This window comes from Sphingobacterium sp. UBA7855 (assembly GCA_002500745.1).
Taxonomy (GTDB): Bacteria; Bacteroidota; Bacteroidia; order Sphingobacteriales; family Sphingobacteriaceae; genus Sphingobacterium.
On sequence record DLST01000022.1, the window covers coordinates 1 to 26,355 of the forward strand.

The 26,355-nt window shown below is 37.7% G+C and carries 20 protein-coding genes; 15 read left to right on the forward strand and 5 right to left on the reverse strand.

The genetic code is table 11. The features are described 5' to 3' along the window. Window positions 1-41: 41 nt before the first annotated feature. Complete coding sequence (locus tag B2107_RS21625; protein WP_293957825.1) at window positions 42-1,031, reverse strand: hypothetical protein; 990 nt, start codon at window positions 1,029-1,031, stop codon at window positions 42-44. Between the two features lie 600 nt (window positions 1,032-1,631). On the opposite strand from B2107_RS21625, the gene B2107_RS21630 reads away from it, so the two are divergent. The 3 genes from B2107_RS21630 to B2107_RS21640 all read left to right on the forward strand — a co-directional run bounded on the left by B2107_RS21630 (window position 1,632) and on the right by B2107_RS21640 (window position 6,827). After that, entirely contained in the window at window positions 1,632-2,525 is an 894-nt protein-coding gene (locus B2107_RS21630) for a cation diffusion facilitator family transporter (protein ID WP_293957827.1), read from the forward strand. A gap of 854 nt (window positions 2,526-3,379) precedes the next feature. Beyond that, window positions 3,380-4,156 carry a GLPGLI family protein gene (locus B2107_RS21635; RefSeq protein WP_293957829.1) on the forward strand — a complete coding sequence of 259 codons (777 nt, stop codon included), beginning with the start codon at window positions 3,380-3,382 and terminating at the stop codon, window positions 4,154-4,156. Then, on the forward strand, window positions 4,137-6,827 hold the full coding sequence (locus tag B2107_RS21640; RefSeq protein WP_293957831.1) for a TonB-dependent receptor: 2,691 nt from the start codon (window positions 4,137-4,139) through the stop codon (window positions 6,825-6,827). The genes B2107_RS21635 and B2107_RS21640 overlap by 20 nt, the downstream gene beginning before the upstream one ends. Before the next feature lie 40 nt (window positions 6,828-6,867). Here the strand turns inward: B2107_RS21640 and B2107_RS21645 are convergent, their stop codons facing one another. Next, window positions 6,868-8,409 (reverse strand): protein adenylyltransferase SelO, encoded by a 1,542-nt coding sequence (locus tag B2107_RS21645; protein ID WP_293957833.1) that lies wholly within the window; start codon window positions 8,407-8,409, stop codon window positions 6,868-6,870. 223 nt (window positions 8,410-8,632) lie between these two features. On the opposite strand from B2107_RS21645, the gene B2107_RS21650 reads away from it, so the two are divergent. The 6 genes from B2107_RS21650 to B2107_RS21675 all read left to right on the forward strand — a co-directional run bounded on the left by B2107_RS21650 (window position 8,633) and on the right by B2107_RS21675 (window position 15,428). Beyond that, complete coding sequence (locus B2107_RS21650; RefSeq protein WP_293957835.1) at window positions 8,633-9,616, forward strand: L-histidine N(alpha)-methyltransferase; 984 nt, start codon at window positions 8,633-8,635, stop codon at window positions 9,614-9,616. Between the two features lie 12 nt (window positions 9,617-9,628). Next, window positions 9,629-10,822 carry an ergothioneine biosynthesis protein EgtB gene (gene egtB / locus B2107_RS21655; RefSeq protein ID WP_293957837.1) on the forward strand — a complete coding sequence of 398 codons (1,194 nt, stop codon included), beginning with the start codon at window positions 9,629-9,631 and terminating at the stop codon, window positions 10,820-10,822. Between the two features lies 1 nt (window position 10,823). After that, on the forward strand, window positions 10,824-11,744 hold the full coding sequence (locus B2107_RS21660; protein WP_293957838.1) for an ABC transporter ATP-binding protein: 921 nt from the start codon (window positions 10,824-10,826) through the stop codon (window positions 11,742-11,744). Further along, window positions 11,741-13,309, forward strand: coding sequence for an ABC transporter permease/substrate-binding protein (locus tag B2107_RS21665; protein ID WP_293957840.1), 1,569 nt, complete (start codon window positions 11,741-11,743; stop codon window positions 13,307-13,309). The genes B2107_RS21660 and B2107_RS21665 overlap by 4 nt, the downstream gene beginning before the upstream one ends. A gap of 108 nt (window positions 13,310-13,417) precedes the next feature. Next, window positions 13,418-13,963, forward strand: coding sequence for a putative glycolipid-binding domain-containing protein (locus B2107_RS21670; protein ID WP_293957842.1), 546 nt, complete (start codon window positions 13,418-13,420; stop codon window positions 13,961-13,963). Between the two features lie 118 nt (window positions 13,964-14,081). Beyond that, complete coding sequence (locus B2107_RS21675) at window positions 14,082-15,428, forward strand: L,D-transpeptidase (RefSeq protein WP_293957844.1); 1,347 nt, start codon at window positions 14,082-14,084, stop codon at window positions 15,426-15,428. A 74-nt stretch (window positions 15,429-15,502) separates the two neighbouring features. Here the strand turns inward: B2107_RS21675 and B2107_RS21680 are convergent, their stop codons facing one another. Beyond that, complete coding sequence (locus tag B2107_RS21680; RefSeq protein ID WP_293957846.1) at window positions 15,503-16,501, reverse strand: OmpA family protein; 999 nt, start codon at window positions 16,499-16,501, stop codon at window positions 15,503-15,505. A gap of 69 nt (window positions 16,502-16,570) precedes the next feature. On the opposite strand from B2107_RS21680, the gene B2107_RS21685 reads away from it, so the two are divergent. The 6 genes from B2107_RS21685 to B2107_RS21710 all read left to right on the forward strand — a co-directional run bounded on the left by B2107_RS21685 (window position 16,571) and on the right by B2107_RS21710 (window position 22,597). Beyond that, window positions 16,571-17,659: a hypothetical protein gene (locus tag B2107_RS21685; RefSeq protein ID WP_293957848.1), complete on the forward strand. Its 1,089-nt coding sequence runs from the start codon at window positions 16,571-16,573 to the stop codon at window positions 17,657-17,659. 232 nt (window positions 17,660-17,891) lie between these two features. Further along, window positions 17,892-18,839: a class A beta-lactamase, subclass A2 gene (gene bla / locus B2107_RS21690; RefSeq protein WP_293957850.1), complete on the forward strand. Its 948-nt coding sequence runs from the start codon at window positions 17,892-17,894 to the stop codon at window positions 18,837-18,839. Between the two features lie 87 nt (window positions 18,840-18,926). Continuing rightward, the gene (locus B2107_RS21695) at window positions 18,927-19,517 is read left to right on the forward strand and encodes a Crp/Fnr family transcriptional regulator (protein WP_293957852.1); all 591 of its coding nucleotides are present in this window, start codon (window positions 18,927-18,929) and stop codon (window positions 19,515-19,517) included. A 78-nt stretch (window positions 19,518-19,595) separates the two neighbouring features. Continuing rightward, window positions 19,596-19,994: a response regulator gene (locus B2107_RS21700; protein WP_293957854.1), complete on the forward strand. Its 399-nt coding sequence runs from the start codon at window positions 19,596-19,598 to the stop codon at window positions 19,992-19,994. Window positions 19,995-20,166: 172 nt separating this feature from the next. Next, entirely contained in the window at window positions 20,167-20,871 is a 705-nt protein-coding gene (locus tag B2107_RS21705) for a hypothetical protein (protein WP_293957856.1), read from the forward strand. Window positions 20,872-21,544: 673 nt separating this feature from the next. After that, entirely contained in the window at window positions 21,545-22,597 is a 1,053-nt protein-coding gene (locus tag B2107_RS21710) for an AI-2E family transporter (RefSeq protein ID WP_293957858.1), read from the forward strand. Between the two features lie 133 nt (window positions 22,598-22,730). On the opposite strand, the gene B2107_RS21715 is transcribed toward B2107_RS21710, so the two are convergent. Both B2107_RS21715 and B2107_RS21720 read right to left on the reverse strand, forming a co-directional pair. Next, on the reverse strand, window positions 22,731-24,782 hold the full coding sequence (locus tag B2107_RS21715) for a family 16 glycosylhydrolase (RefSeq protein WP_293957860.1): 2,052 nt from the start codon (window positions 24,780-24,782) through the stop codon (window positions 22,731-22,733). After that, on the reverse strand, window positions 24,783-26,333 hold the full coding sequence (locus B2107_RS21720) for a RagB/SusD family nutrient uptake outer membrane protein (RefSeq protein ID WP_293957862.1): 1,551 nt from the start codon (window positions 26,331-26,333) through the stop codon (window positions 24,783-24,785). Window positions 26,334-26,355 lie beyond the last annotated feature (22 nt).

Consider the following 26,355-nt stretch of genomic DNA (forward strand, 5'->3'; position numbering starts at 1 on the left):
CACAGTTCAGTTTACACCCTCACCTTTCTTCATCCTCGACACTAACAAAGCAACATGATTTCAGCATATGGTTTTGTTCCTGAATGGTAATGTAGCTTTATTTTTGTTGTCTTTTCATTTTGGTATAATTTAAAAGATTGCAATAGAAACTCATTTCTATTGAGCAGCGGTTTCGGTCTTTGAGTGAATAGGGGATGTCGACTTAATTGTAATAGGGAAGCATGTGAAAATTTAGCTGATTTTTCACCGCCCCATTTTTCCACTTTATAGTGTCGACTACCATATTCTCCCATTATAGATATTGTTTTTAAATTGAATTCATTTTGAAAACCATTATCATGTGGTAATCCGAATAGATGTCCCATTTCATGTGCTATACCTCCGAGGTACCAACTATTGAACTCTCCTACAGAACATGTTCTGTTTGTAGCGAACATCTCTGTGTAAGTCATTTTAGTGGTTGCGTTAGCGAGTAGCAACGGGTCTAGGAGATCACAGTCTGCAACCATGCACACGCCGGAGGTGGCTGATCCCCTGCCATAGTAAGGCGAATGGAAGATGTAGGTGCCATTTTCATCTTTCTCGCTTAAAGCTGTAATAACAAGTATATGTTCTTTACTTGGTGTGATAGTAGGCGCCAATTTCTCGAAAATCTCATTTTCTATTTCATTACCTGAATGTATGGTATAGTCATTTGAGGGTTTCGATCCCTGTACCACATGGTACTTGTAGCCCAAATTGTCTTTTTCAAATGGAATACCATCATTATCATAACCAGCATTTTCAAGTTCAGTTTTATAGAAGGCTGAGATATCTTTTAGCGTTCGGTCGAGACGGTTTTTCCAACTTGAAGACAACCTTGAATCGGCACCAAAAAAATAAACTATCTTAACAGTATGGTGATTTTTATTGTTAACTTTTAAACTTGCACCATAAGCGACTCTGGTAAATGTAAAGAGTGTGATGACAAATATCATCCAGCAGACATCTCGCTGAAGTTTTTTTCTGAATTCTGTAATAGTGATTTCCATTTAACAAACTTTACGTAGTCTGATTTCCTTAGGTTTAATAAGATTTTTAAATGTCAATTCTTTAAATTGAATCATTGTAAATGCATCGCAATTGATCCTATTTTAGGCTAAAACTTGATTTGTATTGTTCTAATACTAAGTTAAATAAAATTATTATAGTTATCTAAAATAAAATGCATAACCTTACTTTGTAATTATATGAAACCTTTACGCTTTTAATTGCGTCTTTGATGGAGATTTGCTTAATTAAAGGCATCCGCCTGGAATGATTAGTCTTGGATGTGGCGTTTTTGTAGTTTATTTATTGTCAAGTTGCATGTCCGATCAAAAAAGTAAGACACGAATGTTTTTCAACCCATTAATGAAACATTGTAAATCGCTAGATTCCGAAACTAAACCATCTAGATCGCTGTTTAATCCTGAAAGCTGATCAGTTTTTAATGTTGGAATTAATGCCGAAAGGTTATTATAGAATTTCGAGAAAACATATGGTCTTCGTGCTCGAAAAATATTAAGAATGCAAATGCTAAATATGACTATAGCAAAAAGGTGCATATCGTCAAAAAGAATGAGATAAGATTGTTTAAAAAGTTATTAAAAATGAACAATAATAAAAAGTCGATCTATAGTGCTCTTGTAGCAAATCTTCTAATAGCACTTACCAAATTTCTAGCAGGATCTTTTACAAACAGTTCTTCCATGATCTCGGAAGGTATTCATTCAACAGTCGATACTATGAATCAGATACTGATATTATATGGACTGAAACGTAGTAAAAAGGTACCGGATCAGTCCCATCCTTTTGGCTATGGCAAGGAGCTTTACTTTTGGTCTTTTGTCGTTTCTATTCTGATATTCGGTTTGGGGGGAGCGTTGTCTATCTATCAGGGTATTATTCATATACGAAATCCGGAACCGATGAAGGATCCTTTTTGGAATTACGTCGTTTTAATCCTTTCACTTATTTTTGAGGGCACTTCCTTTATCATTGCCATGAAAGAATTTAATAAGACCCGGAATGGTATGGGCTGGTGGAAAGCTATGATCAAAAGTAAAGACCCTTCAAGTTTTCTTGTACTCTTTGAGGATGGAGCAGCGGTGGCGGGGCTCATTACCGTCATGATTCTGATGGCATTAAGTCATGCACTGCAGATTCCTGAATTGGACGGATTGGCATCTATAATTGTCGGTTTACTATTGGTTTTTGTTTCCTTTATCCTTGCTAGGGAAAGTAGGAGCTTACTCATGGGCGAAGGCATTGCTTCTAAAACAAGAAATGAAATTGCCAGTCTGGTGGAACAAGACGTTTGTGTGATAAAAACCAAAAACATTTTGTCTACTTACCAGTCTCCCGAGGACGTTATATTAATGCTTATTATCGATTTTAAGGATCACCTAGATACTGAAGATATTACTGAGGCGATCAACCGGATTCGTACAACCATAAAAAACGAATTTAAATTTATACATTATGTAATTATCCAGCCCGAATAGATGGGATTGTATGTGCCCTTTATATCTCAACTATAATGCATACTGGTTTTACTTTGCTTAGGTATATTGGCGCAGGAGAATCATCAGATAGAGCTTTACACGCCTGATTGCCTCCAGGCATAAAGCGCGCAATTTTACGTTGACCATTTAAACGCTCTTTCTATTTTTTTCGAGTTCATAATTTTACGGTTTCTCCATTAACGGCTAGAATTCTCTTTTCGATTTTATGAGAGTCGTTTCACCTGCTTTTTGAGCTAACGACCAAATCCGCTGAAATTAGCTCTCACGCTTACAGTTAGGGATGCGATATTGCCTAAATCGAATAGTAACTCATCTGCTACGAATTCTAAGTGATCGGATACAGATATTTAATTATCATTTCAGTCATTGATTGTGTCTTTATTTTTATAGTCATATTCAAGATTATGCCACGAAAGCATAACATGGTTTAACAAATAAAGGCAAAAACAATGAAAAAATTAATGGTAAGTAAGCTGGCCTTGGTCATGCTAAAATTTGCTAGGTCTGCTAGGACATTTGGAATAGCAGTCGAAGGAAATTCAAATTTGAAAACATCTCGTTATCATATCGCCAAAAATATGGTTAATGTTACATAATAAACCACTGAAGCAGATACGGTATCCTTACGTTAAAATTCTTAAAGGTAACCTTTACAGTATTTGTGATTTTCATTTGTTTGACACAGAATTCACAAATGATTTTTCTTCAACTAGGGGTTGTGTCATCTTCTTTTTAGTAATGCACGACTTGTTAAAGATCAAATAACATTTCATTCAATTTTTTAAGAAAAATAAAAGCGGTGCTTAGGCACGTTACTTAAAACACAAATTATCATGCATAAATATTATATATTCTTTTTCGTTCTATTCCTTTCCAGGTTATCGTTTGCGCAGCGGATTCACGCCGTTTACGAATACATACCATCAGCAATGGCTACTTTTAAGGAAAATGTTTATTATGATGGAATGGTGAAGATCGCTGTTCGGGATTCAACCCCGCAGCAGATGCAATTACTTGATAATGATGTGGACGATGAAGTAACGCCTTCATTTTCTATCACCATTGGTTCTGGTAAGAGGTTTAGTAGAGTTGTAATGCATCAAAATAATGCTAACCAACAGTTGGAAACCCGTTCCATCCAAGGGGTCAATTATTTGGTGACTGACAAATTTCCGGTATTAGTATGGAACACAGCGTATGACGATGTTGATACTTTGGGTAACTATGTATGCCACAAGGCAACAGCATCTTATCGGGGAACAACTCTTGTAGCTTATTATACCAATACTATTCCCGTACCTGTAGGCCCGTCGAAGTTTGGTGGTCTACCGGGACTCATTGTTATGCTATATAATGAAAGCGCTAATCCAAACTACTGGTATCTAAAGGAAGTCAACTACCCTTATAATGGAAGTATTCCAATTGATTATAAATATATACATTCCTTAAGCAAATTGACTCTTGAAGAGTTTGTGAAGAAAGAAGACCAATTTAACGAAGAGCATATGCGTATGCTGTATAGTAAAATGCCAATGATGGAGGGTGTTAGTGTAGAGAAGCAAAAAGTTAGAGGCAGTGTAGAACAAAAGTATGAATGGGAAAATCAATAAGCAGATAGCGACCTTATTCATTATTCTACTATTGGCAATGGCAGCCCATGCTCAGGTCGCTATCCATGGAAGGGTAAGGGCTGCCGGAAAAGCTGTGGGAGGAGTCCGTATTGAACTACTGGGTGACGGCGACAACAAAATGTTGGCATATACGTTCAGCGACGGACAGGGAAAGTATCGTTTGCAATCTTTGCGGAGTGGACCATTTTCTTTACTATTCACTGCACTTAGCTTTAAGCCTGTCTCGGTTCCTATCATGGCGGTGCAAGCAGATACGTTGGTCGATGTCCAACTATCGGCTGGAGGTGTAGAGCGATTGCAAGAAGTAATAGTTCATTCCAAACGTCCTTACCGTCTAGGCAAGGACACCATCGAGCTTGCGGTCAAATCTTTTTTGCAGGGCGACGAACGTACCGTAGAAGATCTCCTTAAGAAGATTCCGGGTATTCAGGTCGGGACCGACGGCAGCATCAAAATAGGAGATAAGGAAGTGCAAAAAGTAATGGTTGAGGGAGACGATTTTTTTGAGAAAGGCTACCGCTTGCTAACGCAGAGTATGTCTGTTAGGCCCCTAAAGAAAATTCAGATATTACAGCGCTATTCTCATAACAAGCAACTTAATGGTATTGAAAATTCGGACAAGATTGCGCTAAATTTGGAATTGGAAGAGGATAGTAAGGCACAGTGGATGGGGTCTTTAGATGCTCAGATGGTCCCAATTGGTCCCAAATATTATCAGGCTAATACGAATTTGATGAACTTCGGGAAAAAGAATAAGCATTATCTATTGGGAGCCGCCAATAACAATGGATTTGATGCCGTCAGCAGTATTAATTACCTGTTGCAATCCGGATCGTCTGATGAACCGGGCCAGATCGGTATTGGAATAACAACACCTACCTTGATAGATAATACTCCAAATCTTCCTGGATTTGATTACAAGCGGACCAATTTCAATAATGATAAGTTGCTGTCGTTAAATACAATCTTAAATCCAAGTGCGCAGTTAAAGATTAAATGGCTCGGGTTTGCAAATCCTACCAAAAAGACATTTTACCGTAATACTGTGCAAAACTATCATCTACAGGATAATCAATTCACCAATACAGAAGATCACCATTTTAAGCGAAAAATCGATAATTATTTCACGAAACTAGAGCTCCAATTTGAGCCTAACAAGGATGCGATATTGACCTATACAGGTACGCTCGGATCCCTTAGGAAAAATGATCTCGCTACATTAATATTCAATGGTATTCAAAGTGAGGAAGGAACCAAAAACACGGGTTATGCCACCAACCAAAATATAAGTTATAGCCACAAATTTTCTAGCCGTGACGTGCTAGTTAGCTCATTACGCTGGATTAAGCAGCGGTCGCCAATAGATTATAATATTAATCAATTTTATTACGAAGACCTGTTTGGAGTCGAAGACATTCATGCGGTGCAACAGCATATTGCGAATAATTTAATGTTCATAGGTGCTACTGCTCATTATGTAGGCCGTAAAAGAAATGGCGATTCTTTTCAACTAGCTTTCAATATGGATTACCAAAAGCAGCAGCTCAACACCGAATTGAAATTGCTGTCTAATCCAACAGGTTTAGGTGATTCAGTATCCTCTCCCTCGGGATTTTCTAATGCAATGGATTTTAACGTTTTTCAGACTAACATTATTACGAAATATACTTTCAAACGAGCTGGATGGGAATTAACGCCACATTTGCAGGCAGGTTTGGTACAAAGCATATTGATAGATTTTGGAACATCAAAAAGTAAAAATAACGTATTGCTTTCTCCTGGATTGTCGGCTAAATGGGGGCTTCATGCGAAAGGGCGATTAGAAGCAGACTTTTATTTTCTGCAACAGAATGCTACAAGCACTCAACTGGTTCCCAATTACTATACAACAGGTGTACGCAATTTTATCCGGGGAATGGATAATCTCGCTCCTCTAAGTAGTTCAGGCGCCGCTCTAACCTATACTTATGGTAGTCTGACAGATCGTTTTTTTACCAACATGTCTGCCGGACATCAAATTTTGTTTGACTATGTGGGTATATCAAGCAGTTTAAATCCGAATTTCACCCTTATTCAACAAGTGTTGCTTAAAAACAAAAAGAGTAGCTATTTTAAGGTCGATCTTAATTATTATTTGAAAGCTGTACATGGAAATTTTCGATTAGATTTAGGAACGAATGCCACAGATTATGCGAACTTGGTAGAAGGAGTGGGCAGTCGTCGAATCCGTACAGCGAATTATGATTATGGATTATCGTTTAGAAGCGCGTGGAATTCTAAATTGAATATCTATATGGGATATACCGTTCAGCGTATTACCTATAGAACAGAAAGTAAACTTATACTAAATAATAGCCGCGGGTTCTTGAATGTATTTTTCAGCTTGTCGAAAAATATCCAGTGCAATTTAAAAAATGAATCTTATCGCTTTGGAAGTTTAATGGGGCAGACATCCAAGAACTATTATTTTTCGGATTTCACTTTATCGTATAAAATGAAAAAGCACAGAGCGAGATTTAACATTATAGCAAAAAACATTTTTAATACGAAGTTTTTTAGAAATGTTGAGTTGACTGATCTGTATAATTCTAACACTGAATACAGACTATTGCCAGGATACATCAGTTTTGGCTTAGACCTTAGCTTCTAAAATTTGCATTTAATATATTAAATGGCATATTTGTTTGCTATTAAGAGCTGCATGAAAGCGTAGAGCATCCTGCGATATTATCATAGATGGGCGGACGCTTAGCTGAAAATTCTGGAAATATTTCTTGATATGGTTTTTCTAAAGCTTGTGTTAGTTTTAATAACATTGCTGTGTTTCCGTTACTGATTTCTTCAATACATTGGTAAAGCAAATAGTTTCTTAGTACGAATTTCGGATTTGTTTTTCTCATTAATTCTAGTGACTCTTCTTTTGAAATTGAATTTAAACGTAAACGGCATCGGTAATGGTCAATAAAATCTTTTAGTTTTTTGAGCTTTTCTTCATTTAAAGGTGTGTATGTAATCGGACTGAAATGATCTTTAACATCAGTATCCGTTGTTATTTTTTCCAATTGATTGAAGAATAAGGTATGATCCATTTTAAGGTCCTGCATCAAGCTTTGCCAGTTTGTGAAAAACACTTCGTCTTCTTTTCTGAGTTCATTAAATCCAAATTTTTTGCAAAGCATTTTATTATTGGCCTCCAAAAAATATACACCAAAATTTCTTAACGAATTTTCAAGGAATTTTTCATCATTGATGACCGGGTGGAGCGCATTTGCTAATTTCCATAGATTCCACTGTCCTATCTGTGCTTGTCTACCGAACGCATATCGTCTTCCAGGCAGATCGGTGGTGTTTGGTGTAAAATTTAAATTATATTCCTCCATGATTGCATAAGGGCCATAATCGATCGTCAATCCCAAAATAGACATGTTATCTGTATTCATTACGCCATGTACAAAGCCGACTCTCAACCACTCTACTATTAGGTCTGCTGTTGATCGACAGACAGTTTCAAAAAAGTCTTTATATTTACGAGTGGTAGAGGGAGCTATGGTGGGAAAGTAATTATCAATAGTAAAATCAAGCAGATCTTGTAATAATTTGTGTTCTCCTTGAGCAAATAGGAATTCAAAATGGCCAAAGCGAAGGAACGTGTCTGCAGTTCTTACTACTACCGCCCCTTTTTCGTATTGCGGATTGCCGTTATACATAATATCCCGTATTACATCTTCACCTGTGAGGGAGAGGCTCAATGCCCTGGTAGTCGGAACGCCCAAGTGATGCATAGCTTCACTCATTAGGTATTCCCGCACAGAGGATCTTAATACAGCCCTTCCATCGGCACGTCTTGAGTAGGGCGTCTCACCAGCACCTTTCCATTGTATTTCCGTTTTTTTACCCTCAAGATTAATGATTTCTCCCGCGAAAATTGCTCTGCCGTCACCGAGCTGACCAGCCCAATTACCAAATTGATGCCCTGCGTAAGCTGTGGCATACGTCTGAATATTTTTAGGTAGTTGAGAGCCCACCAGAAAGTTAAGGTCGTTTTCTTCAAATCCTCCAAGGCCTATTTCCTTCGAAAGAGCATCATTAAAAGCAATTAGTTTGGGTTGTTCAAATCCTGCTGTTTCAATCGTGGAAAATAAGACTTTTGGCGTAGCTCTCGGTATCGGGCTATTGGAAAAATCGCCAGGAAATCTTTTAAGGAAAGGTTGTTTGATCTGCTCAATATTCATACATCAAAGATATTAATTATTAACGAGAAGTCCTTTCAGTGCTAAAAAGCCCTTATATTTTAAATAGCAATAGAAAGTGAATTAGTGGTTAATGCTATTGTCATTTCTAAAATTTGCTACTGCTTTCTTTTTTAATAACATAAAAGCAGAGACAATTATGAAACTATTCTTTTGGTTTGAATGTTATCTTTCCGTAAGAAACCATAGGAAAATTTAGCGAATTATGAGTCTACAAGTTGATAGTGTCGTCAAAGAGATCGGAAATTATGAAGGTAATTTTCATAAGGACGTGATGGAAGGTTTAAATACTTATCCCAAGAAATTATATTCAAAATATTTTTATGATCCTATCGGCGACCGGCTTTTTCAGGACATTATGCAGATGCCGGATTATTACCTGACAGACTGTGAACTCGAAATTTTTAGCACAAAGACATCGGAAATGGCTGAGCTCATCTCTTCCGACGATTCTGCTTTCGACCTCATTGAACTGGGGGCTGGTGATGCGCTTAAATCAAGTCATTTATTAAGACATCTTAGTAAAAATGATATCGATTATTCCTACATGCCAATAGATATATCAGGCAATATCCTTAAGGTATTGTGTGAAAAATTATCCAAAGAAATTCCAAATTTAGAGACTTTTCCTTTAGAGGGTGAATATTTTGAGATGCTGAATGAGGCAATGAAAATATCCGACCGTCGAAAAGTAGTCTTATTTTTAGGGGGCAACATTGGTAACATGGATATGGAAGAAGCACAACTGTTTTGTGCTGAAATTCGTCGCAGATTGAGTCCCGGCGATATATTTATTATTGGTTTTGACTTAAAAAAAAATCCTCACACCATTCTCTCTGCATATAATGATAAATCTGGAATTACTTCGGCATTCAATATTAATTTGCTTAGTCGTATAAATCGGGAACTCGGCGCAAACTTCGATACGCAATATTTTCAGCATTATCAGACTTATGATCCTATTTCTGGCGCTTGTAGAAGCTTTCTGGTTAGTTTAACTAATCAATATGTACACATTAAAGGAGATTCTATTTTTTTTAAGGAAAATGAATTGATTGACATGGAAATTTCACAGAAATATTCGCTTGAGGAAATTCAACGTCTTTCTTCTTTGGCAGGATTTGAACTGTTGGTAAATTTGAATGATGACAAAGGTTGGTTTGTAGATTCCATTTGGATGGTAGCGTAATTATAATCTTTTATGAAAAATATAAATTTAGCAGTTAGCGTATTGCCAGAAAAAGAAGTGTTAAATGCCAGATATCTTACAGTAAGAGGCTATTCCGAAGAAATCTGCCAGCCATTGGAAATTGAAGACTATGTAGTTCAGCCAATGGTTGATGTTAGTCCACCAAAATGGCATCTTGGGCATACTACTTGGTTTTTTGAAACCTTTATATTGATTCCTCACCTGCCAAATTACCAAGTTTTTGATAAGGAATACAACTTCGTTTTCAACAGCTATTACGAAACCATAGGTTCGCGGGTGATTCGAACGGACCGAGGTAATCTTAGCAGGCCATCAGTAGCAGACATCTATAATTACCGACGATACGTTGATAGGTATATGATCGAATTTTTGAATGGAGGATTTTTGACGCAAAATCTTATTGATATTTTTGTTTTAGGTTTAAATCACGAGCAGCAACACCAAGAGTTGCTACTCACTGATATAAAATATATATTGGGGCATAATCCTCTTTTTCCTCCCTATAGCAAAGAAAATAAAACAGCTGAATGCATTAATTATGAGAGGGAGTATGTTAGATTTGAGGCCGGAATTTATGAAATTGGATTCGAGGGACAGGGTTTCTGTTTTGATAACGAACTGGGAAGACATAAGGTCTACCTAGATGATTTCGAAATTGAAAATACCTTGGTCACAAATAAACAGTATCTTGATTTCATAGAGGCTGGGGGATATTTAGACTTTCAATTTTGGCATGCGGAAGGATGGGATTGGGTGAAAAAACATCAAGCAAAAGCGCCTTTATATTGGCATATGATTGATGGGAAGTGGATGAACTATACCCTCAACGGGTTGACAGATATCGACTTAGAAGACGCGGTTTGCCACATTAATTTTTATGAAGCTGCTGCGTATGCATCTTGGAGAGGTGTGCGACTCCCGACAGAGGCGGAATGGGAAGTTGCAGCCGACCACATTAGGTGGGGAGAACGTTGGGAATGGACAAGTTCCGCTTATCTTCCTTATCCGAAATTTAAAAAAGAGGCGGGTGCGGTAGGTGAATATAATGGCAAATTTATGATTAATCAAATGGTGTTAAGGGGAGCTTCTATCGCTACACCAAAGGGCCATAGCCGTAAGACTTACAGAAACTTTTTTCAAACCGCACATCAGTGGCAGTTTACAGGAATTAGATTAGCCAGGTAATATGGTCGAGATCGACTCAGTATCCAAATCATTTAACGGTAAGGCGGCCGTTGACGACATCTCAATAGAAGTGAGAGCGGGTGAAGTTCTTGTTATTTTGGGTACCAGTGGTTGTGGTAAAACCACTACTTTAAGAATGATTAATAGGCTGATTGAACCCGATAAGGGCAAGATTTTTATCCGAGGTAAAGATATATCCAAACGGCGGCCGGAAGATTTGCGTAGAGAAATTGGTTTCGTAATGCAGCATGCTGGCCTTTTCCCCCATTACACCATAGCCAAAAATATTGCTGTTGTTCCAGAATTGCTGAACTGGCAAAAGAAAAAAATTAAGGATCGCACGGTTGAGCTTCTTGGCAAATTAAATTTAGGAGAGGATCTGTTAAAGCTCTACCCACATCAATTGAGCGGAGGGCAACAACAGCGCGTAGGTATAGCAAGGGCGTTAATAGCCAATTCCCCTATACTGTTGATGGATGAACCCTTCTCGGCACTGGATAACATGACTAGAAGTGGCATCCATGCCGAATTCAAACTGTTGGAAGAGATCCGAAGCAAAACTATTGTCTTGGTTACACATGATGTGCCTGAAGCTTTTGAACTTGGACATCGTATCTGTTTGATGGATGAGGGAAAGATTGTACAGATTGGAACGCCTAAAGAGCTACTGTATCGTCCAGCAAATGAATTTGTGTTTGATTTTTTTTTAGAAAATCGCTTGCTGTTGGAGTATAAAGTAACGATCCTACATGAATTAAAAGGAATTATAGTCTTGGATCATTTCATCAATACCTATGGTTTTTCTGAAAACACAGACCTATGGCGTGTTTTACAGGTATTAAGCGCACGTGCGGATGCCATATTAGACTATGAAAAAATATTGGTTGCATTCAACACGTATAGAAAACAGCAGGTGGTATGACGGAACAAACTCTTTGGCAATTCGTACTTGAGCAGCGGGAAAAGTTATTGATACAGGTCTGGCAGCATTTAGAACTTACATTTTTATCTTTGACATTTGCCATTCTTATTGGAGTACCTTTGGGCATATTGATTTCGAGGAAAAAGAAATTTGCTGCTATTGTTTTAGCTTTTGCAGGGATTTTACAGACTGTTCCTAGTATTGCATTACTGGGGTTTCTTATTCCAATCCTAGGTATTGGTCCAATTCCAGCTATTGTTGCACTTCTTATTTATGCACTTTTACCCATTATTAGGAATACTTATACCGGAATTATTAGTGTAGACCATAGTATCTCGGAATCGGCGAAAGCTATGGGTATGACGGATTGGCAAATACTATTCAAAGTTCAACTTCCACTGGCGATACCGGTGATTGTCGCCGGAGTTCGGACAGCCGCAGTGATCAATGTAGGCGTCGCAACCTTAGCATCATTCGTTGCGGCCGGCGGATTGGGTGAATTTATCTTTGGCGGTATATCACTCAATAATTCCAATATGATCTTAGCGGGAGCTATTCCCGCTGCTTTATTGGCGATACTTTTAGATAAAGGTATTGGATTGCTACAAAATGCTTTCGCTAACTTCAGACTTTTGCTCATCTTTATTTTGCCTAGCTTTCTTCTTATTCTTGCTATCATCTATATAAGAACAAACAATGTTAATCAGCAGATAAAGGCTGGTTTTACACCCGAATTTATGGGACGCCAAGATGGTTACTTAGGTCTCCGCAATGTTTATGGGCTACAGATAAAGCCGCTTATCATTAGCGATGCGATTATGTATAAAGCCGTTTTTGAAAAGGATATCGATCTTATTAGTGGATATTCAACTGACGGTCGCGTCAAAGCTTATGATTTGCTTGCATTGGAAGATAACAGGAAGATTTTTCCGCCCTACTTTGCCGCACCGATTGTAAAGGTAGAGACGCTCAAGAAATTTCCACAATTGGAAGGGGCAATAAATCTATTGGCAGAGAAGTTTACTGATTCGGTGATGATTAGCCTTAACTATAGGGCTGATTTCCTAAAGCAAACTCCTGAAAATATTGCCAAGGACTTTTTAGTGCAAAACAAACTCTATAGACCATCACGCCGAGGTCAGGCTGGCACCATCAGGATAGGTTCTAAAATTTTTGGGGAACAATACATTTTGTCGGCCATTTATAAAATTCTCCTTGAAGGGTATACCGATTATAAAGTGGAGACAAAGACAGGGCTCGGCGGAACCAAAATTTGCTTTGATGCTTTGATACATGACGCCATAGACTTTTACGTGGAGTATACAGGGACAGGGCTTCTGGTATTACTGAAACCGGAGCAACAAATTATATCCCATGTGTCCAAAGATCCTGCTGACACCTATAACTATGTAAAGGGTGAATTTGAGAATAAATTTGGCATTACTTGGTTAAAACCTCTTGGTTTTAATAATTCATATGCTCTAATGATGCGGCGTTCTCAAGCTGAACAAAATCAAATCCGAAGTATTAGCGACCTAAAAAAATACGAACAACTTAATAAGTAATTCCAGCATTTACTTTAAAATGTAAATAATTGAAACTATCAATGCTTTAGCATTGTTTCAAGAACATCGCAATAAAGCTTATTGTGGGATAAATTATATGACATAGCTATGAAAATTTTATTATGGAGAGGATTGATCAACAAATCCTGGGAGCATTGCTCCGTTGACGAAAGGGATAGCGGTTTCAAAATAGCTTCTGAAATTGTTGGGAACTACGAAAGCAACACTTATATGGTAAATTATTTGATCAATACAGATAATCAATGGAATATACAGGATTTCGAAATTCGATGCGACATTCAAGGTGAAATTAAACGATTTTATGGGCAAAAAAATGGTTTAGATTGGCTAATCAATGGACAGATTGAACCGTGTTTTGCAGGATTTAATTATATCGATATCTCAATAACCCCATTGACAAACACGTTGCCTATAAAAAGACTCGCGCTTAATGTCAATGAATCAAAAGATATCAATGTTATTTATATCGATATCTTGAACGGATCAATTAAGCCTGTTAGAGAACGGTACACAAAAATTTCCAAAGACCACTACCGATACGAAAACTTGGAGTCAACATTTGCGTCGGCTATCCTTATTGATCGAAATGGTATAGTAAAAACCTACCCAGGCCATTTTGAGTTAGTGGCTTAACATCGTGTAATTGAATGATAATTGAGTCGCATTGTTTTCTATTGAGAGCATGTGGTGAATTTATTTTATATTTCTACGTGTTCGAACTATTTCCTTGTTAAGCTTGTTGATAAATTAAATGAAAAATATTATTATGTTATCTAATTATAAAAACGTTATCCGGCTCTCTTTATGGGGCATATTGTTGATAAGCTTTGTTTTTACTGGTTGCCGGGACCGAAACACTAAAAATCAGCCGGCAGAAAAAGAAGTCTCCACAATGAAGGAGCAGGCTGAGAATACAGATTTTACACTGGCGTTTCTGAATGCTCTCTTCTACGAGGAGGATTTTGAGCCCTCTTTAAAATCCCAATTGCAACTCAGTGAAAGGCAGATTGGTGATTTAAAGGTAGCAGCGACTACAGCTGTGGAAAAACTTAGCGAGGAGGATGAACCTTCCAGTAAATCATTTAAAGAATCTATAAACCAGGCCACGACTCAAATTGTAAAGATACTCGGTAATCAAAAGGCTGCTCAATTCTTTCATTTTCTAACTGCACGTTATGCTGATGGAGAGAATACGCTACCAATTGAGCCAAATCATATTCCTGAAGACACGCGTATTATTGTAAATGGACCAGCTTTTCGAATGGATGTATTTCAGCAGGGTAAACTAGTTAAGACCTACAGTATTGCTATTGGATATCCCGAGTTCCCGTTGCCTACTGGCGTGCGTAAAGCGACCAACATCATATTTAATCCTACATGGACACCTCCGGATGAGCCTTGGGTGAAAGGTAAGGTTAGTCCGGGCGAGAAAGTCCCTGCCGGAAGTAAACTAAATCCTCTTGGCCCCATTAAAATTCCCATTGGTATGCCGTCTTTGATTCATGGTGGAAAAGATGTATCCAAATTGGGAGCGTTTGCTTCTCATGGTTGTGTTGGTCTTACGGACGGTCAGGTGCAGGATTTCACAAAATTTTTGTCCTTAGTAGCAGGAAATCCAATATCAGCAGAGACAATCGCTAATTACGAAAAAAAGGATACAAAAACTGAAACTGTAAAATTAAAGCAACCTGTATTAGTAGAACTTCGATATGAAACCATAGTTGCTCAGGATGGGGGGCTGCATATCTTTCGGGATGTTTATGAGCGTGGTACAAATACCATTGAAAATGCGACCCGCGTGCTAAATAAATACAATATCAAGCTAGAGCAGCTCAGTGAGCAAGAACGCACTAGCTTAACGAAAGGTTTAGAAGATATGAATCAGGATGCACGAGGTAATAAAATAGCCGGCATTGACAACCCGGAGTCTTCTTCAACAGGCGATAGTTCCAAAGAACGAGCCGCTGATAAGGAAAGCCGAAAAGACAAAGGCCAAGTAACGAGAAAGGTAATTGGTCAAAAAGAAATCATCGTTAGAATTGCAGCATTGAAAGGTAAAGGTTATCCACTTCCTGTAGACATGAATTCAGGGAAATAGAGAAATTCTTATTGCTTATTCGAACCCCATGAAACTTTATGCTACAAGTATCATGGGGTTATTTACATAGTTTTTTATTTAATTTTGACGAGTTCTACACGTCTGTTTTTAGACCTGTTGTCTTCTGAGTCGTTAGCGACTAAAGGACGGTCTGCACCGTAGCCCTTTGCTGATAATCGGGATTTATCAATTTTCTGAGCAATGAGTGCATCCATCACAGCTTTTGCACGATCATTAGAAAGCTTTTTGTTGTGTGCAGCATCACCAATATTGTCAGTGTGCCCTTCTATTGCTATTTTTAATGAGGGATCATTTTTTAGCGCCTCGGCAATCTGAATGACCAAATCTATTCCAGCCGTAGTAATACTTGATTTATCCGTATCGAATGTAATATAAACAATCGATTTACCTGTTTCAGAGAGATCTTTTGTGATTTCATCTGCTGTAATTTTTTTTATCGTTTGTTTGAAATCATTCTCTTGAAGAATATTGAGCTTGGCTCCAGCATTGGTGCACGTATATTGAATAAATATATTACCTTGATCTTTAGTTTTAATAACATAAACTCTGATTTGTTCATCAGCATATCCGATGTCCCCTTCATCACCTTTGTGTGGATCCTGTTTATTGTACCGATCATACTCTTCCCTTGTAATGGTGCCATCAAAAACTTTTACAGCGCCGATAGAGGCTAAATAATCCTCCATGCTTTTTTCAAAATAGCGCTGTGAAAATTGAGTGCCTTGCTCATTTGTTATATTTGCTTTATAGAGTCTACCTTCGAATGGCTTCATAACTCCATTGACGGCAAAATAGCAAACATCAAAGTCTTTTTTAATGGGCTGATTCATTTCCTTGTAACCTTTTGGCGGAGTAAAAAACGGGAACACACCGATATCACTTTCTGAGTACGGGATACTTGCAAGATCAAAGCTTGTTGTTGTGTCAATTTTTGTAGGCGCTTCGTCAATCGTTTTCTCCTGTGGAGCTGGCGGCGGGGTATTATCTTTTACTTGTTGGGTGCATGAGGCAACTGCCCATGCTGATGTCAATAAAAGTATTGTGCTTTTCATATTTTCTTTTTTTGTAGCTGTGGCAAATTTTATGCCTAAACCGTTGACATATTTGTCAATTGGATTGAAATGCGGAGCAATTCCTTTTCTTTTGCTCAGCTCATATTGAAGTCTTTAGGAAGTTGCAGATGCGCTGTTTTTTTAGTTGGCAGTTTGGGACTGCTATTATTTAGGAATATTCGAAAAGCTTTAATCGCTGCTAAATACTGGCAATTTATTGTCGTTGCTCTTCTCATACTTTTACCAAATATGGTATGGCAATACGTAGATGGCTTTCCAGCTTTGCATATGTTTAATAGACTTTACCTGACGCAATTGGATGATCTTACTTTCATTGAAGTAGTATCTGGTCTTTTTTTAGATATCAACCCGATTACATCTATCATGTTAATTCCTACATTGATTTTCATTGTAGGAGGTCAAAAAATGAAACATCATTACCGGCCCTTAGCGACTTCAATTTTATTTTCTGTTCTATTTTTAGCGTATTCTAAAGGCAAAGCCTATTACTTTTTCCCGATTGTTCTAACATTATTGCCATTTGTGGGTGTTTTTTTTGAGCGTATCATTATGCCCCAAAGAAGGTGGTTGTTATATCCATTAGGTTTTATTCTATTATTAGGAAGTATGTTGATTCCTTTTGGTCTACCCATTTATTCTTATGTCCACTATATAGATACTATTCACAAATACCTTCCTAAAAACGTGAAAAATGGCAAGGAGGTTCTTCCTATGCAAGAATACATTACAAAGCAAAAGTGGGAAAGTACTATGCAGGAGTTACGATCCGTTTATGACAGTTTGCCTGCAAATGAACAGTCGCACTGTCTCATTTGGGGTAAACATTATTCTCAGGCTGGCGCTATCGAGCTGATGAAGAGTACATACAGGCTTCCGAATGCCTTTTGCTACCACGGTAGTTTCTACAGTTGGGCACCATTTGGACAAATGCCAAAAACTCTAATAGCCATTTGTTACAACGATACCAGCGAAGAGTTTTTTTATCCTTTTTTTGAAGAAATCATTCCTGTGAAAAAGTTATATAGTCCATATGCCAGTAACGAAGGATGGGTGCTACAGACGATTTATATCTGCAAAAAACCTAAACAAAACTTTGACAAATTGAAAGATCTTTTTGCCACGAGAATATTTGAATAAGCAAACCTATAGATAGGGATGTTATATTTTTTCCAACAATCATTTGTTGATAAATTTAAATCCTCTTTAATTTTCAAAACCGTATTGTCACAATCTCAAATAGCGATGGCCATTCTGCTATTTCTGATTATGATCACGTCACTGTTATTTTCTTATCCCAAAATAACACTAGAAAATTTTTTTTTATTTAAATTTAGCTGAATCCAGGTAAGACAACTAATAATCTCGGGCAATGCATACTTCGTATCTACACCTTTTAACATCTAAAAAGGATATTAAGTGTTATTTTTTTATAGCTATTTTTCTTTTATGTACTAATTTGAATCAGCTTTTTGCGCAGAAAACAACTGCTCTATTAAAAGAGAAAATTGAACGAATAATTTCAACGAAGGATATGAGGGTGGGCGTTTCAATTTTAGCAAATAATGGTCAGGATAGCATTTCAATAAACGCTGAAGAGCATTATCCTTTACAAAGTGTTTTTAAACTGCATATTGCTCTCGCAGTGCTCTCTGAAGTAGACAAAGGTAAGTTGTCATTAAACAAAAAGATAAAAGTTACTGAAAAGGAACTTCTCCCTGACTTTTGGAGCCCGCTTAGAGACGAACATCCAAAAGGGGGAGATTTTACAATAAAAAAACTAATTCAATATTCTGTTTCTCAAAGCGATAATGTGGCTTGTGATGTGCTAATTCGCTTGTTAGGCGAACCAAAAACTGTAGAGGACTATTTCAAGAAAAACCATATTATTAATAATTTTGAAATTAACTATACCGAAGAGGAAATGCAGTCTAAATGGGAAAATATGTTTCAAAATTGGACAACAGCTAACGCTGCAAGTGAGCTTTTGATGAAATTCTATACTAATGGAAATAATCTACTATCCCAGCAGAGTTATGATTTTATTTGGAAAACTTTGAGAGAAACAAATACTGGTGAAGACAGACTGAAGGGAGCTTTACCAAAAGGAACGGTAGTAGCGCACAAGACAGGATATTCTGGCAAAAACAGCGAAGGAATTACTGCCGCTTTTAATGATATCGGAATAGTGTTTCTGCCTAATGGTAAGTATTTTATTATCAGTGTTTTTGTGGCGGATTCTAAAGAGAGCAATGAAGTTAATGCACAAATGATTTCAGCTATATCAAAGGCGACTTGGGATTTCTATTTGGAGAAATAAATTGGAGTGTACGAAATTAATGTTAAATTAAACCTATTTTTAGGAGAATGGCTAGGAAATAGATGGATGTTATTCTTGTGCTAAGAAATGAAAAAATCAGCTGTAAACCAATATGTTATCGATAAATTTTCTCATTTTAATTTGAATGAGGAGGAACTTTTTGAACTTAACAAGATTTTAATCTTTAAAAGATTTCGTCGAAAAGAAATTATTTTTTCATATGGCGAACGCGTCACTACAATCGCTTTAATTATTGAGGGCGCTGTATATTCAAGTATCCTACAGCCGGATGGTTCCACCCGTATTACCAGTTTGCATTATCCTTCATCTCTGGGAGAAATAATTTTTAATTTTGAAGATTACCTTCAAGATCGACCATCTAAGAAAGATTATCGGGTACAGGATGACTGTTTGCTATTGATGCTGGATATTCCAGCAGTTAAACGTCTGTATGAGCAATTTCCAAGATTTTATCAATTAGAACTAATGATTATTCAACCAAATTTCGTCACCGCCTTGAAAAATATCGAGATTCTACAATCAAAAAATGCAGCAGATAAAATAAAACTACTAAAATTTCATGCGCCCGAAGTATTTAAATTATTTCCTTATGGTCATATCGCATCATATCTTGGAATACATCGAAATACGTTCAACAATGTTATATCAATTTTATAACTAGTATACTATAAAATGCACAATTTTGTGCATTTTTTTAACGCTATTGTGATGTTAATTTGCTTCATGATTTGTAAAATGACTGAAAACAGTATTGGTATCGCAGTGGCAGATGATTCGCCAATTCATAGAAAGCTCATTTCTATTATTTTAAAAAGGGATCCACGTTTCCATCTTCTTGGCGTTTTTAATAACGGGAGCGATTTAATTTTGGCAACCGATCAAATGGATCTCAAACCTAGTGTATATTTTCTTGACATTTTGATGCCTATTAAGAACGGAGCTCAAACTACTATTCTGCTGAAAGAGCTGAATCCGAATGCTTTAATTTTTGGATACAGTAGCCTGTTTAGCAGCCCAATGGTGGACCAGATGTATGATAATGGTGCGAAGAAGGTATACCAAAAAGGGGAAGAATCTCTTCAGCTAATTTTCGATGAAATATACAAATTCTGTATCTTAGAGTTTGCAGAATGATGCCTACCTTACGGCAGTATTAATAAATAAAAAAATACGATAATTATACTTAGTCTAGAAAGAAGTATTTGTTGATTGGTCGTGTCCTACCAGATTATATAACCGTCCAATGCGGAGAGGTTGAAATTAAATTTTGCAAAAAATGAATGTTAATAAATATGTAAAGGTTTATATGAATTTAATAGATCCAAAAGCGTATATTCTAAACTTGACGAATAGCGCAGACCGAGATAATAGGGGTGGTTTCAATAATAGCTTTTATCATTTCATTGCATTTATTTTGGTGTTAGTACCGTTAAACTTATTTTCTCAAAATATTGTTAGTAAAAAAAAATACACTTATCTGATTAGAGAAGAGATTGGGGATTTAAATAATGACGGTAAAATGGATAAAATTACTGTTAATATGGATACAGCCGATGATTCGCAACCGTTGAGATTACAAATCTTGCTATCAGGACATCATGGAAAGTTAACCATAGCATTAACTTCAGATCAAGCTATTGAACCGCAATATCCAGTCGAAAACCAAAGAAAGTACAATGGTTTTCAAGTGCCCGATTTTATTATTGAAAAAGGAATTTTAAAAATGTGGCAAGAAATTAAAGGTGGAAATATAACCTATCACTTCAAATACAATAGAGGTAATTTCGAATTGATTTATGTTGAAAAACTTACTAGTGATATCGCCAAAAGCTATTTTGATGAAAACACAATCTTTACAGAAACTAAATTTGATCTCATAAGCGGAATCAGAACCGAAACAGATGAACACTTTGGATCAGGCAAAGTACTTACTGTACGAAAGAAGACCGTTTTGATAAGGCCTTTGCCAAGATTGCAGGATTTCAAATTTTCTGATAAGAATCGATATTGAGGATTGCTCGTTATTTCCCAAATAATTCGACATTTGGAGTGGTTTTTCGTATGAATGACCGTATGGGTTCAGAGTCAGTTCAATGTTTGAAAATTGGAGCGCTCTAATCACTCCATAGAAAGAGAAATTTAGGCCTTTGATGTTCTAACGCGACTTTCCAAATATAGCTTTCATAATAAGTATTTGTAGTAGGCCTCAAATAGGTGCCTGTTCTTTTTTGAATGACAGCACTTTAATGTGGTTAAATACATTTTCAAATCCAATAGCTGTGAGCGTAGCCTACTTTTATTCCTATACAGCGATCAATAGTCAATTGCATTGTTTCAATTGAATAAAATTTTTGAAACATTTGAAACCAAAACGGATCTGGGGTTGTTAATTTAATACTTTTCATAAAATAGGTTAATAATTAGAAAAAGCCTTGAGTTCTCCACTCAGGGTTTTTCTATGTTTTTTAACACATGAGGCTCCCTTCGTTTTAGCAGTGATCAGGTCGTTGGATGTTATTTTAAGGTATACAGTATTGTGCAAATAATCGAAACTTTTGTAAGGAGGCGACTGTTACATTAAGTAACATTTGAAAATTACATATTCGAATAAACTATGCGATTATTACATTGTTAATGATGCAAATTTAAGAGCAAAGCAAAATTAATTTTAGAAATATAAAAAATTGGAAAATAAAGATCCTTTACCACAGATAAACCATCGATTTGCGTCAAGAGTATGGATAGCCACCGGCATCATATCATTGATAGTCGTCGCCCTCCTGCTATCTTGGAAAGCCAACCAGGTTTTCTTGTATACTTTAGCTGGTGCCATCATTGCAATATACTTTCATGGATTTGCAGGTTTAATTGCCCGAAAAACAAAAATACACCCAAAATGGTCACTTCCACTATCTATCATTTTGTCGATCAGCTTTTTATTCGGAACTTTTTTTCTAATTGGAGCCCGCGTAACAGGGGAGGTGGTTCAGTTTACCAAAGAAGTTCCTAGTCTAATTGAAGATACTAAAAACTTCATCGAAGGCAATAGTAACATAAAATTGATTTATGAAAAAATAGCTTCTTCTAAAATAGTCGAGAAAGCGTCACTATTATTTGGTGGATTTTTTAATAGTACAGTCGGCGTTTTTGGAGATATCTATATTGTGCTATTTATTGGAATTTTTTTCACTGCGGCTCCCGACCAATATAAGACTGGAATTGTAAAGCTTCTTCCAGCCGATATGCGTTCTCAAGGCAATAATTTGATAGAAAAAATCGTAAAAAATCTCAGGTCTTGGTTAAAGGGAATGCTATTCTCAATGTTTGTTGTGTTTGTACTTACGAGCATTGGACTTGCTATTTTGGGTATAGATTTGTGGCTAGTATTAGCTCTTATTGCAGGGCTATTAAGTTTCATACCCAACTTTGGTCCGATTATATCTATTATTCCAGCAGCTCTTGTTGCCCTTTCAAATTCCCCATCTGCTGCTTTGTGGGTGATTGTGCTTTATTGTTTTGTTCAGTTGGTAGAAAGCAATTTTATTACACCCTTGGTGCAACAGGAATTGATCAAAACGCCCCCGGCGTTAATTATCATTTCGCAAGTCTTTGTCGGGATCTGGCTTGGAGCGTGGGGTGTTATACTTGCTACACCAATATTGGTCATTGTTATGGTGTTGGTACAAGAACTTTATATTAAAAAGCAGGATCAAAAGCAGTCACTTGCTAAATATTAAGTCCGTCTCCACATAATTATAGCAGTACTATTGCTATCGACTAACTTTGGTAATTCAGGCAAGGTACTGGAGCAAAAAAAAATCGCTCGTCAAGCTGATATGACGAGCGATTTGAGATTTAGATTGGAGAGTTTTAATCCAATAGACCATATACACGCACATAATCTATTTCGAACGTTGCTGGGAATATTGTATCATCTACGCCCTCTTTGCCCCCCCAGTTTCCACCGACAGCAAGGTTAAGTAACCAATGGAACTTTTGGTCAAATGGCCATTCTTTAAAGCTCCTCTTTTCATTGACAAAGTGAAAGGTCTCTTGTCCATCAATGAAACCTTTGATATATGTCGGTGTCCAGTCTACACGATAGTTGTGAAATTTCTCAGAAACACCAGACACCTTTTTTTTACTCGTTTTCTGTGTGTTTATGCTATGGTTATAGGCTTTGGTATGCACTGATATATGCACCATATCCTGATCGTATCCGACATGTTCAAGTATATCTATTTCGCCCGACTTGGGCCAATTACCATATTTCATATCAGTGGGAAGCATCCAGATCGCCGGCCAGGTACCAATCCCGCTCGGCAATTTTGCTCGCGCCTCAAATCTACCATACCTGAAGTCTCCTTTATTCTTGCTGGTCAGCCTTGCAGAGGTATAGGCTTTGCCATCTTTATTTCTTTTTCTTGCCGTAACCTTCAGGACACCATTTTCCACGATGGAATTTGATGCTGATGCCTCCATGTAATACTGCTGCTCATTGTTGCCCCAGCCGTTGTACAAAGAACCGACATCATAAGACCATTTGTTTTTATCGGGCAATCCGGAATAATTAAATTCATCAGCCCATATCGGTGTCGGCGAAAAATGATAGGTTATCTTATTTGCTATAGCTGAATTTGGCTTTACAAAAAAGGGAATGTTGGCTGTTGCAACCTTGTTGTTTCCATCGTTTGCATAGACAAATAGCCGATAGGCGCCTTCCAGAGGAGGAGCCGTCAAGAGTGTCCTGTCAACTGCGTTATTATCTATAAAGCCACTTAATCCCTGCGGACGTTCTTCGCGGTCGCCACCTTCTTTAAGATCTGTGCTTTCCTTGAGAAGCTCCCAACGTATCTGTAATTTGTCGCCGTTGGGATCACTTACAAAGGCTTCTATAGGATAGGATTTACCGGATTCTAGGTAGATAAAATCTTTCGCATGCTTATGATTCAATAATAGAGAGTCTAACTGTGGGGCCCGATTATGGGGCCATTGGCCCGACCAAAGGTATTGCATAACATCGACAACCTCATTTTCCTCACCTTGCTCAGTAAATAATCCATACCATGTTGGTGTACGTTCCTGTTTTTGTCCCCACAAAAAGACATAAGAGCCCAGACAGTTTTTATCTTGTTCGATAGCGGCTTCGTATCGACTTTTGTAAACTTTCGCTTTCTCGTGGCTAGTCTCCTCAATAGGAGCTCCCCAAGGTGTTTGCAGGACTTCCCAATGGCCTGTAGGCCCCCATTCTGTCACAATATAGGGTTTACTCCATCCCGTCTTTTTTAATTGCTCAGGAACAGCGGCAAGGCCACCATATACTTGTACAGAGATCAGGTCCAGTGCTGTGCATCTGGTTTTAATATAATCAATTTCCTTTTGATTCACACCGGCCAGCATGGTAGTTACCAGATGATTGGGATCTAATTCATGGATCATCTCGGCGATCGAATTGACAGCATCCCATACTTTTGGGTTACTGTAATGTAGGTTGAGTTCATTGCCGATTCCCCATGCGAGCAGTGCCGGATGATCCTTATATTTCAGGATAATTGTGCGAATATATTCTTTTTGTTTGGCAACAGCTGCCGGATTATTGTAATCGAAGCCATGGCGTTCTGTTTTCACATCGAGCCCTAAGGTTACCGTGAGGCCCAGCGTTTGTGCTTTATTTAGGATTTCACCAGCTTGCTGGGGTGTCCATGTGCGTATGGAGTTGCCTCCATACGCTTTTAATTTTTCCAGATTGCTTGTTCCGCCTGCTCCTTTAATGAAGTAAGGCTGTCCATTACGCATTAGTGTAAAACCATTTTCATCTTTAACGATTGTCGATTTAACGGGTTTGCCTTCCTTTCCCAATGCATAGGAAAGGAAAAGTACGTTTAGCAATATGAATATTAGTGGTCTTGCTGCTGTCATCATCTATCGAAAGTTAGGGTTTGCATCTATCTGAGTTTGCGGAATAGGTATGTATTCGCTGACACCAGGGGTAAATTTTGCGCCGAAGACTTCTTTGGCACGCTCGGTACGGACCAGGTCATTAAAACGCTCACCCCACCATTCGCAGGCAAATTCCGCTCGACGTTCATCCAAGATCTGATTTAAATTTACATTTGTAATCGGTGCTAGTTTTGCGCGTTCACGAATCAGACGAAAAGGCTCATCCCCATTCTGTCCCTTCCTGACCTTCGCTTCGGCATTTAATAAAAGAACATCCGCATAGCGCAATATACGTACATTATTGTTTGCTCCATATTCCATTCGGCCAGCTGTCATCTGCGATTTTGGGAGATAGGCTTTACCATTGAAATATTTTACGCCAAATGGATTTCCATAAACGGCATCACCACTTGGAGTTAACGATGTAGTCGCCGGATTGCCATCTACGCCACAATATAAAATCGTTGTCTTTAAGCGTTCCGTTTCACCTCTATTGGTTAAGAAATCAACGATATTTTGAGAAGGTGGTACCCAGCCTGCTCCGGAGATTGGACTTCCTTTTTGATCCCCAGAAGGGCCCTGCCATTTAAAAAAGGTACCCCAATCCACGCCTGGTCGAACGATGTCGCCCGTTCCCAATCCAAAATCAGAATATTGTAGTTCAAAGATAGACTCGTTCGACAACTTTCCTGGTATTTTAAAAAGCTCGTAATAATTTGGGTATAGCGAAAATCGACCGCTCGCAATAATTTTGTTTGTTGCATCCAGAACGTCATTCCAATGTGCACTGCCGTTATCATTCCCGGCCAAATCTGCAGCGGCTTTCGCTTTCAAAAGAAGGGCAGAATATTTAGTTACCGCCCCAATGTGCTTCGACTGATTTGGACGGGCATCTTCAAGATCTTCCGAGCAGGCATTCATTTCATCAATTATAAACTGACGTACTTCTGCTACCGTACTTTTCTGGATGGTAGCCAAACGGCCAATGTTATCGCTGTCAATAAGAATAGGTACATTGCCAAACAGGCGTGAAGCCATCAGGTGAGCATATGCTCTTAAAAACCTGACTTCGGCTTTGTACTGCTTATTCAGTTTTATATCCGCCGCATTGGAAACTGGAATTTTTTCAGCAAAATTATCCAATTCGATCAAAGCATTGTTTGCAGCGATGACGAGGCTATAATAACTGATCCATGATTGATTTAGGCCCCAGTAGGATTGAATGGTAACATCATTTTGAAAATTTTTAATACCCATTAATTCGGGATTATCATTTGGATTAGGTGCGGCCTGTTGGTAGTCGTCATCACGCATACAGCGAATGGAAAGATCAATCCAATGCACTAAGTTATCGTCTGAAGCCGAGCGATATACACCAGATACTGGGCCGTACATTAAGGCGGTATTGCTATAATCAATCTCCTCAGATCGCTGCTGGTTTTCTAAAGGTTTGTCCAAAAAATTACTACAACTGGATAGGCTACAGGAAAGACCTAAGCAGCTTGCGATTAGGATATATTGAAGAGTTTTCATGCAGTTTAAATTAAAAGGTTAA

Excerpts from the sequence above, each read along its gene's own strand:
- B2107_RS21640 (WP_293957831.1), top strand. The coding sequence starts at position 4,137 with ATGAATGGGAAAATCAATAAGCAGATAGCGACCTTATTCATTATTCTA.
- B2107_RS21700 (WP_293957854.1), top strand. The coding sequence starts at position 19,596 with ATGACTGAAAACAGTATTGGTATCGCAGTGGCAGATGATTCGCCAATT.
- B2107_RS21680 (WP_293957846.1), bottom strand. The coding sequence starts at position 16,501 with ATGAAAAGCACAATACTTTTATTGACATCAGCATGGGCAGTTGCCTCA.
- B2107_RS21635 (WP_293957829.1), top strand. The coding sequence starts at position 3,380 with ATGCATAAATATTATATATTCTTTTTCGTTCTATTCCTTTCCAGGTTA.
- B2107_RS21685 (WP_293957848.1), top strand. The coding sequence starts at position 16,571 with ATGCGGAGCAATTCCTTTTCTTTTGCTCAGCTCATATTGAAGTCTTTA.
- bla (WP_293957850.1), top strand. The coding sequence starts at position 17,892 with ATGCATACTTCGTATCTACACCTTTTAACATCTAAAAAGGATATTAAG.
- B2107_RS21625 (WP_293957825.1), bottom strand. The coding sequence starts at position 1,031 with ATGGAAATCACTATTACAGAATTCAGAAAAAAACTTCAGCGAGATGTC.
- B2107_RS21715 (WP_293957860.1), bottom strand. The coding sequence starts at position 24,782 with ATGATGACAGCAGCAAGACCACTAATATTCATATTGCTAAACGTACTT.
- B2107_RS21665 (WP_293957840.1), top strand. The coding sequence starts at position 11,741 with ATGACGGAACAAACTCTTTGGCAATTCGTACTTGAGCAGCGGGAAAAG.
- B2107_RS21675 (WP_293957844.1), top strand. The coding sequence starts at position 14,082 with ATGAAAAATATTATTATGTTATCTAATTATAAAAACGTTATCCGGCTC.
- B2107_RS21720 (WP_293957862.1), bottom strand. The coding sequence starts at position 26,333 with ATGAAAACTCTTCAATATATCCTAATCGCAAGCTGCTTAGGTCTTTCC.
- B2107_RS21645 (WP_293957833.1), bottom strand. The coding sequence starts at position 8,409 with ATGAATATTGAGCAGATCAAACAACCTTTCCTTAAAAGATTTCCTGGC.
- B2107_RS21705 (WP_293957856.1), top strand. The coding sequence starts at position 20,167 with ATGAATTTAATAGATCCAAAAGCGTATATTCTAAACTTGACGAATAGC.
- B2107_RS21695 (WP_293957852.1), top strand. The coding sequence starts at position 18,927 with ATGAAAAAATCAGCTGTAAACCAATATGTTATCGATAAATTTTCTCAT.
- B2107_RS21660 (WP_293957838.1), top strand. The coding sequence starts at position 10,824 with ATGGTCGAGATCGACTCAGTATCCAAATCATTTAACGGTAAGGCGGCC.
- B2107_RS21650 (WP_293957835.1), top strand. The coding sequence starts at position 8,633 with ATGAGTCTACAAGTTGATAGTGTCGTCAAAGAGATCGGAAATTATGAA.
- B2107_RS21630 (WP_293957827.1), top strand. The coding sequence starts at position 1,632 with ATGAACAATAATAAAAAGTCGATCTATAGTGCTCTTGTAGCAAATCTT.
- egtB (WP_293957837.1), top strand. The coding sequence starts at position 9,629 with ATGAAAAATATAAATTTAGCAGTTAGCGTATTGCCAGAAAAAGAAGTG.
- B2107_RS21670 (WP_293957842.1), top strand. The coding sequence starts at position 13,418 with ATGAAAATTTTATTATGGAGAGGATTGATCAACAAATCCTGGGAGCAT.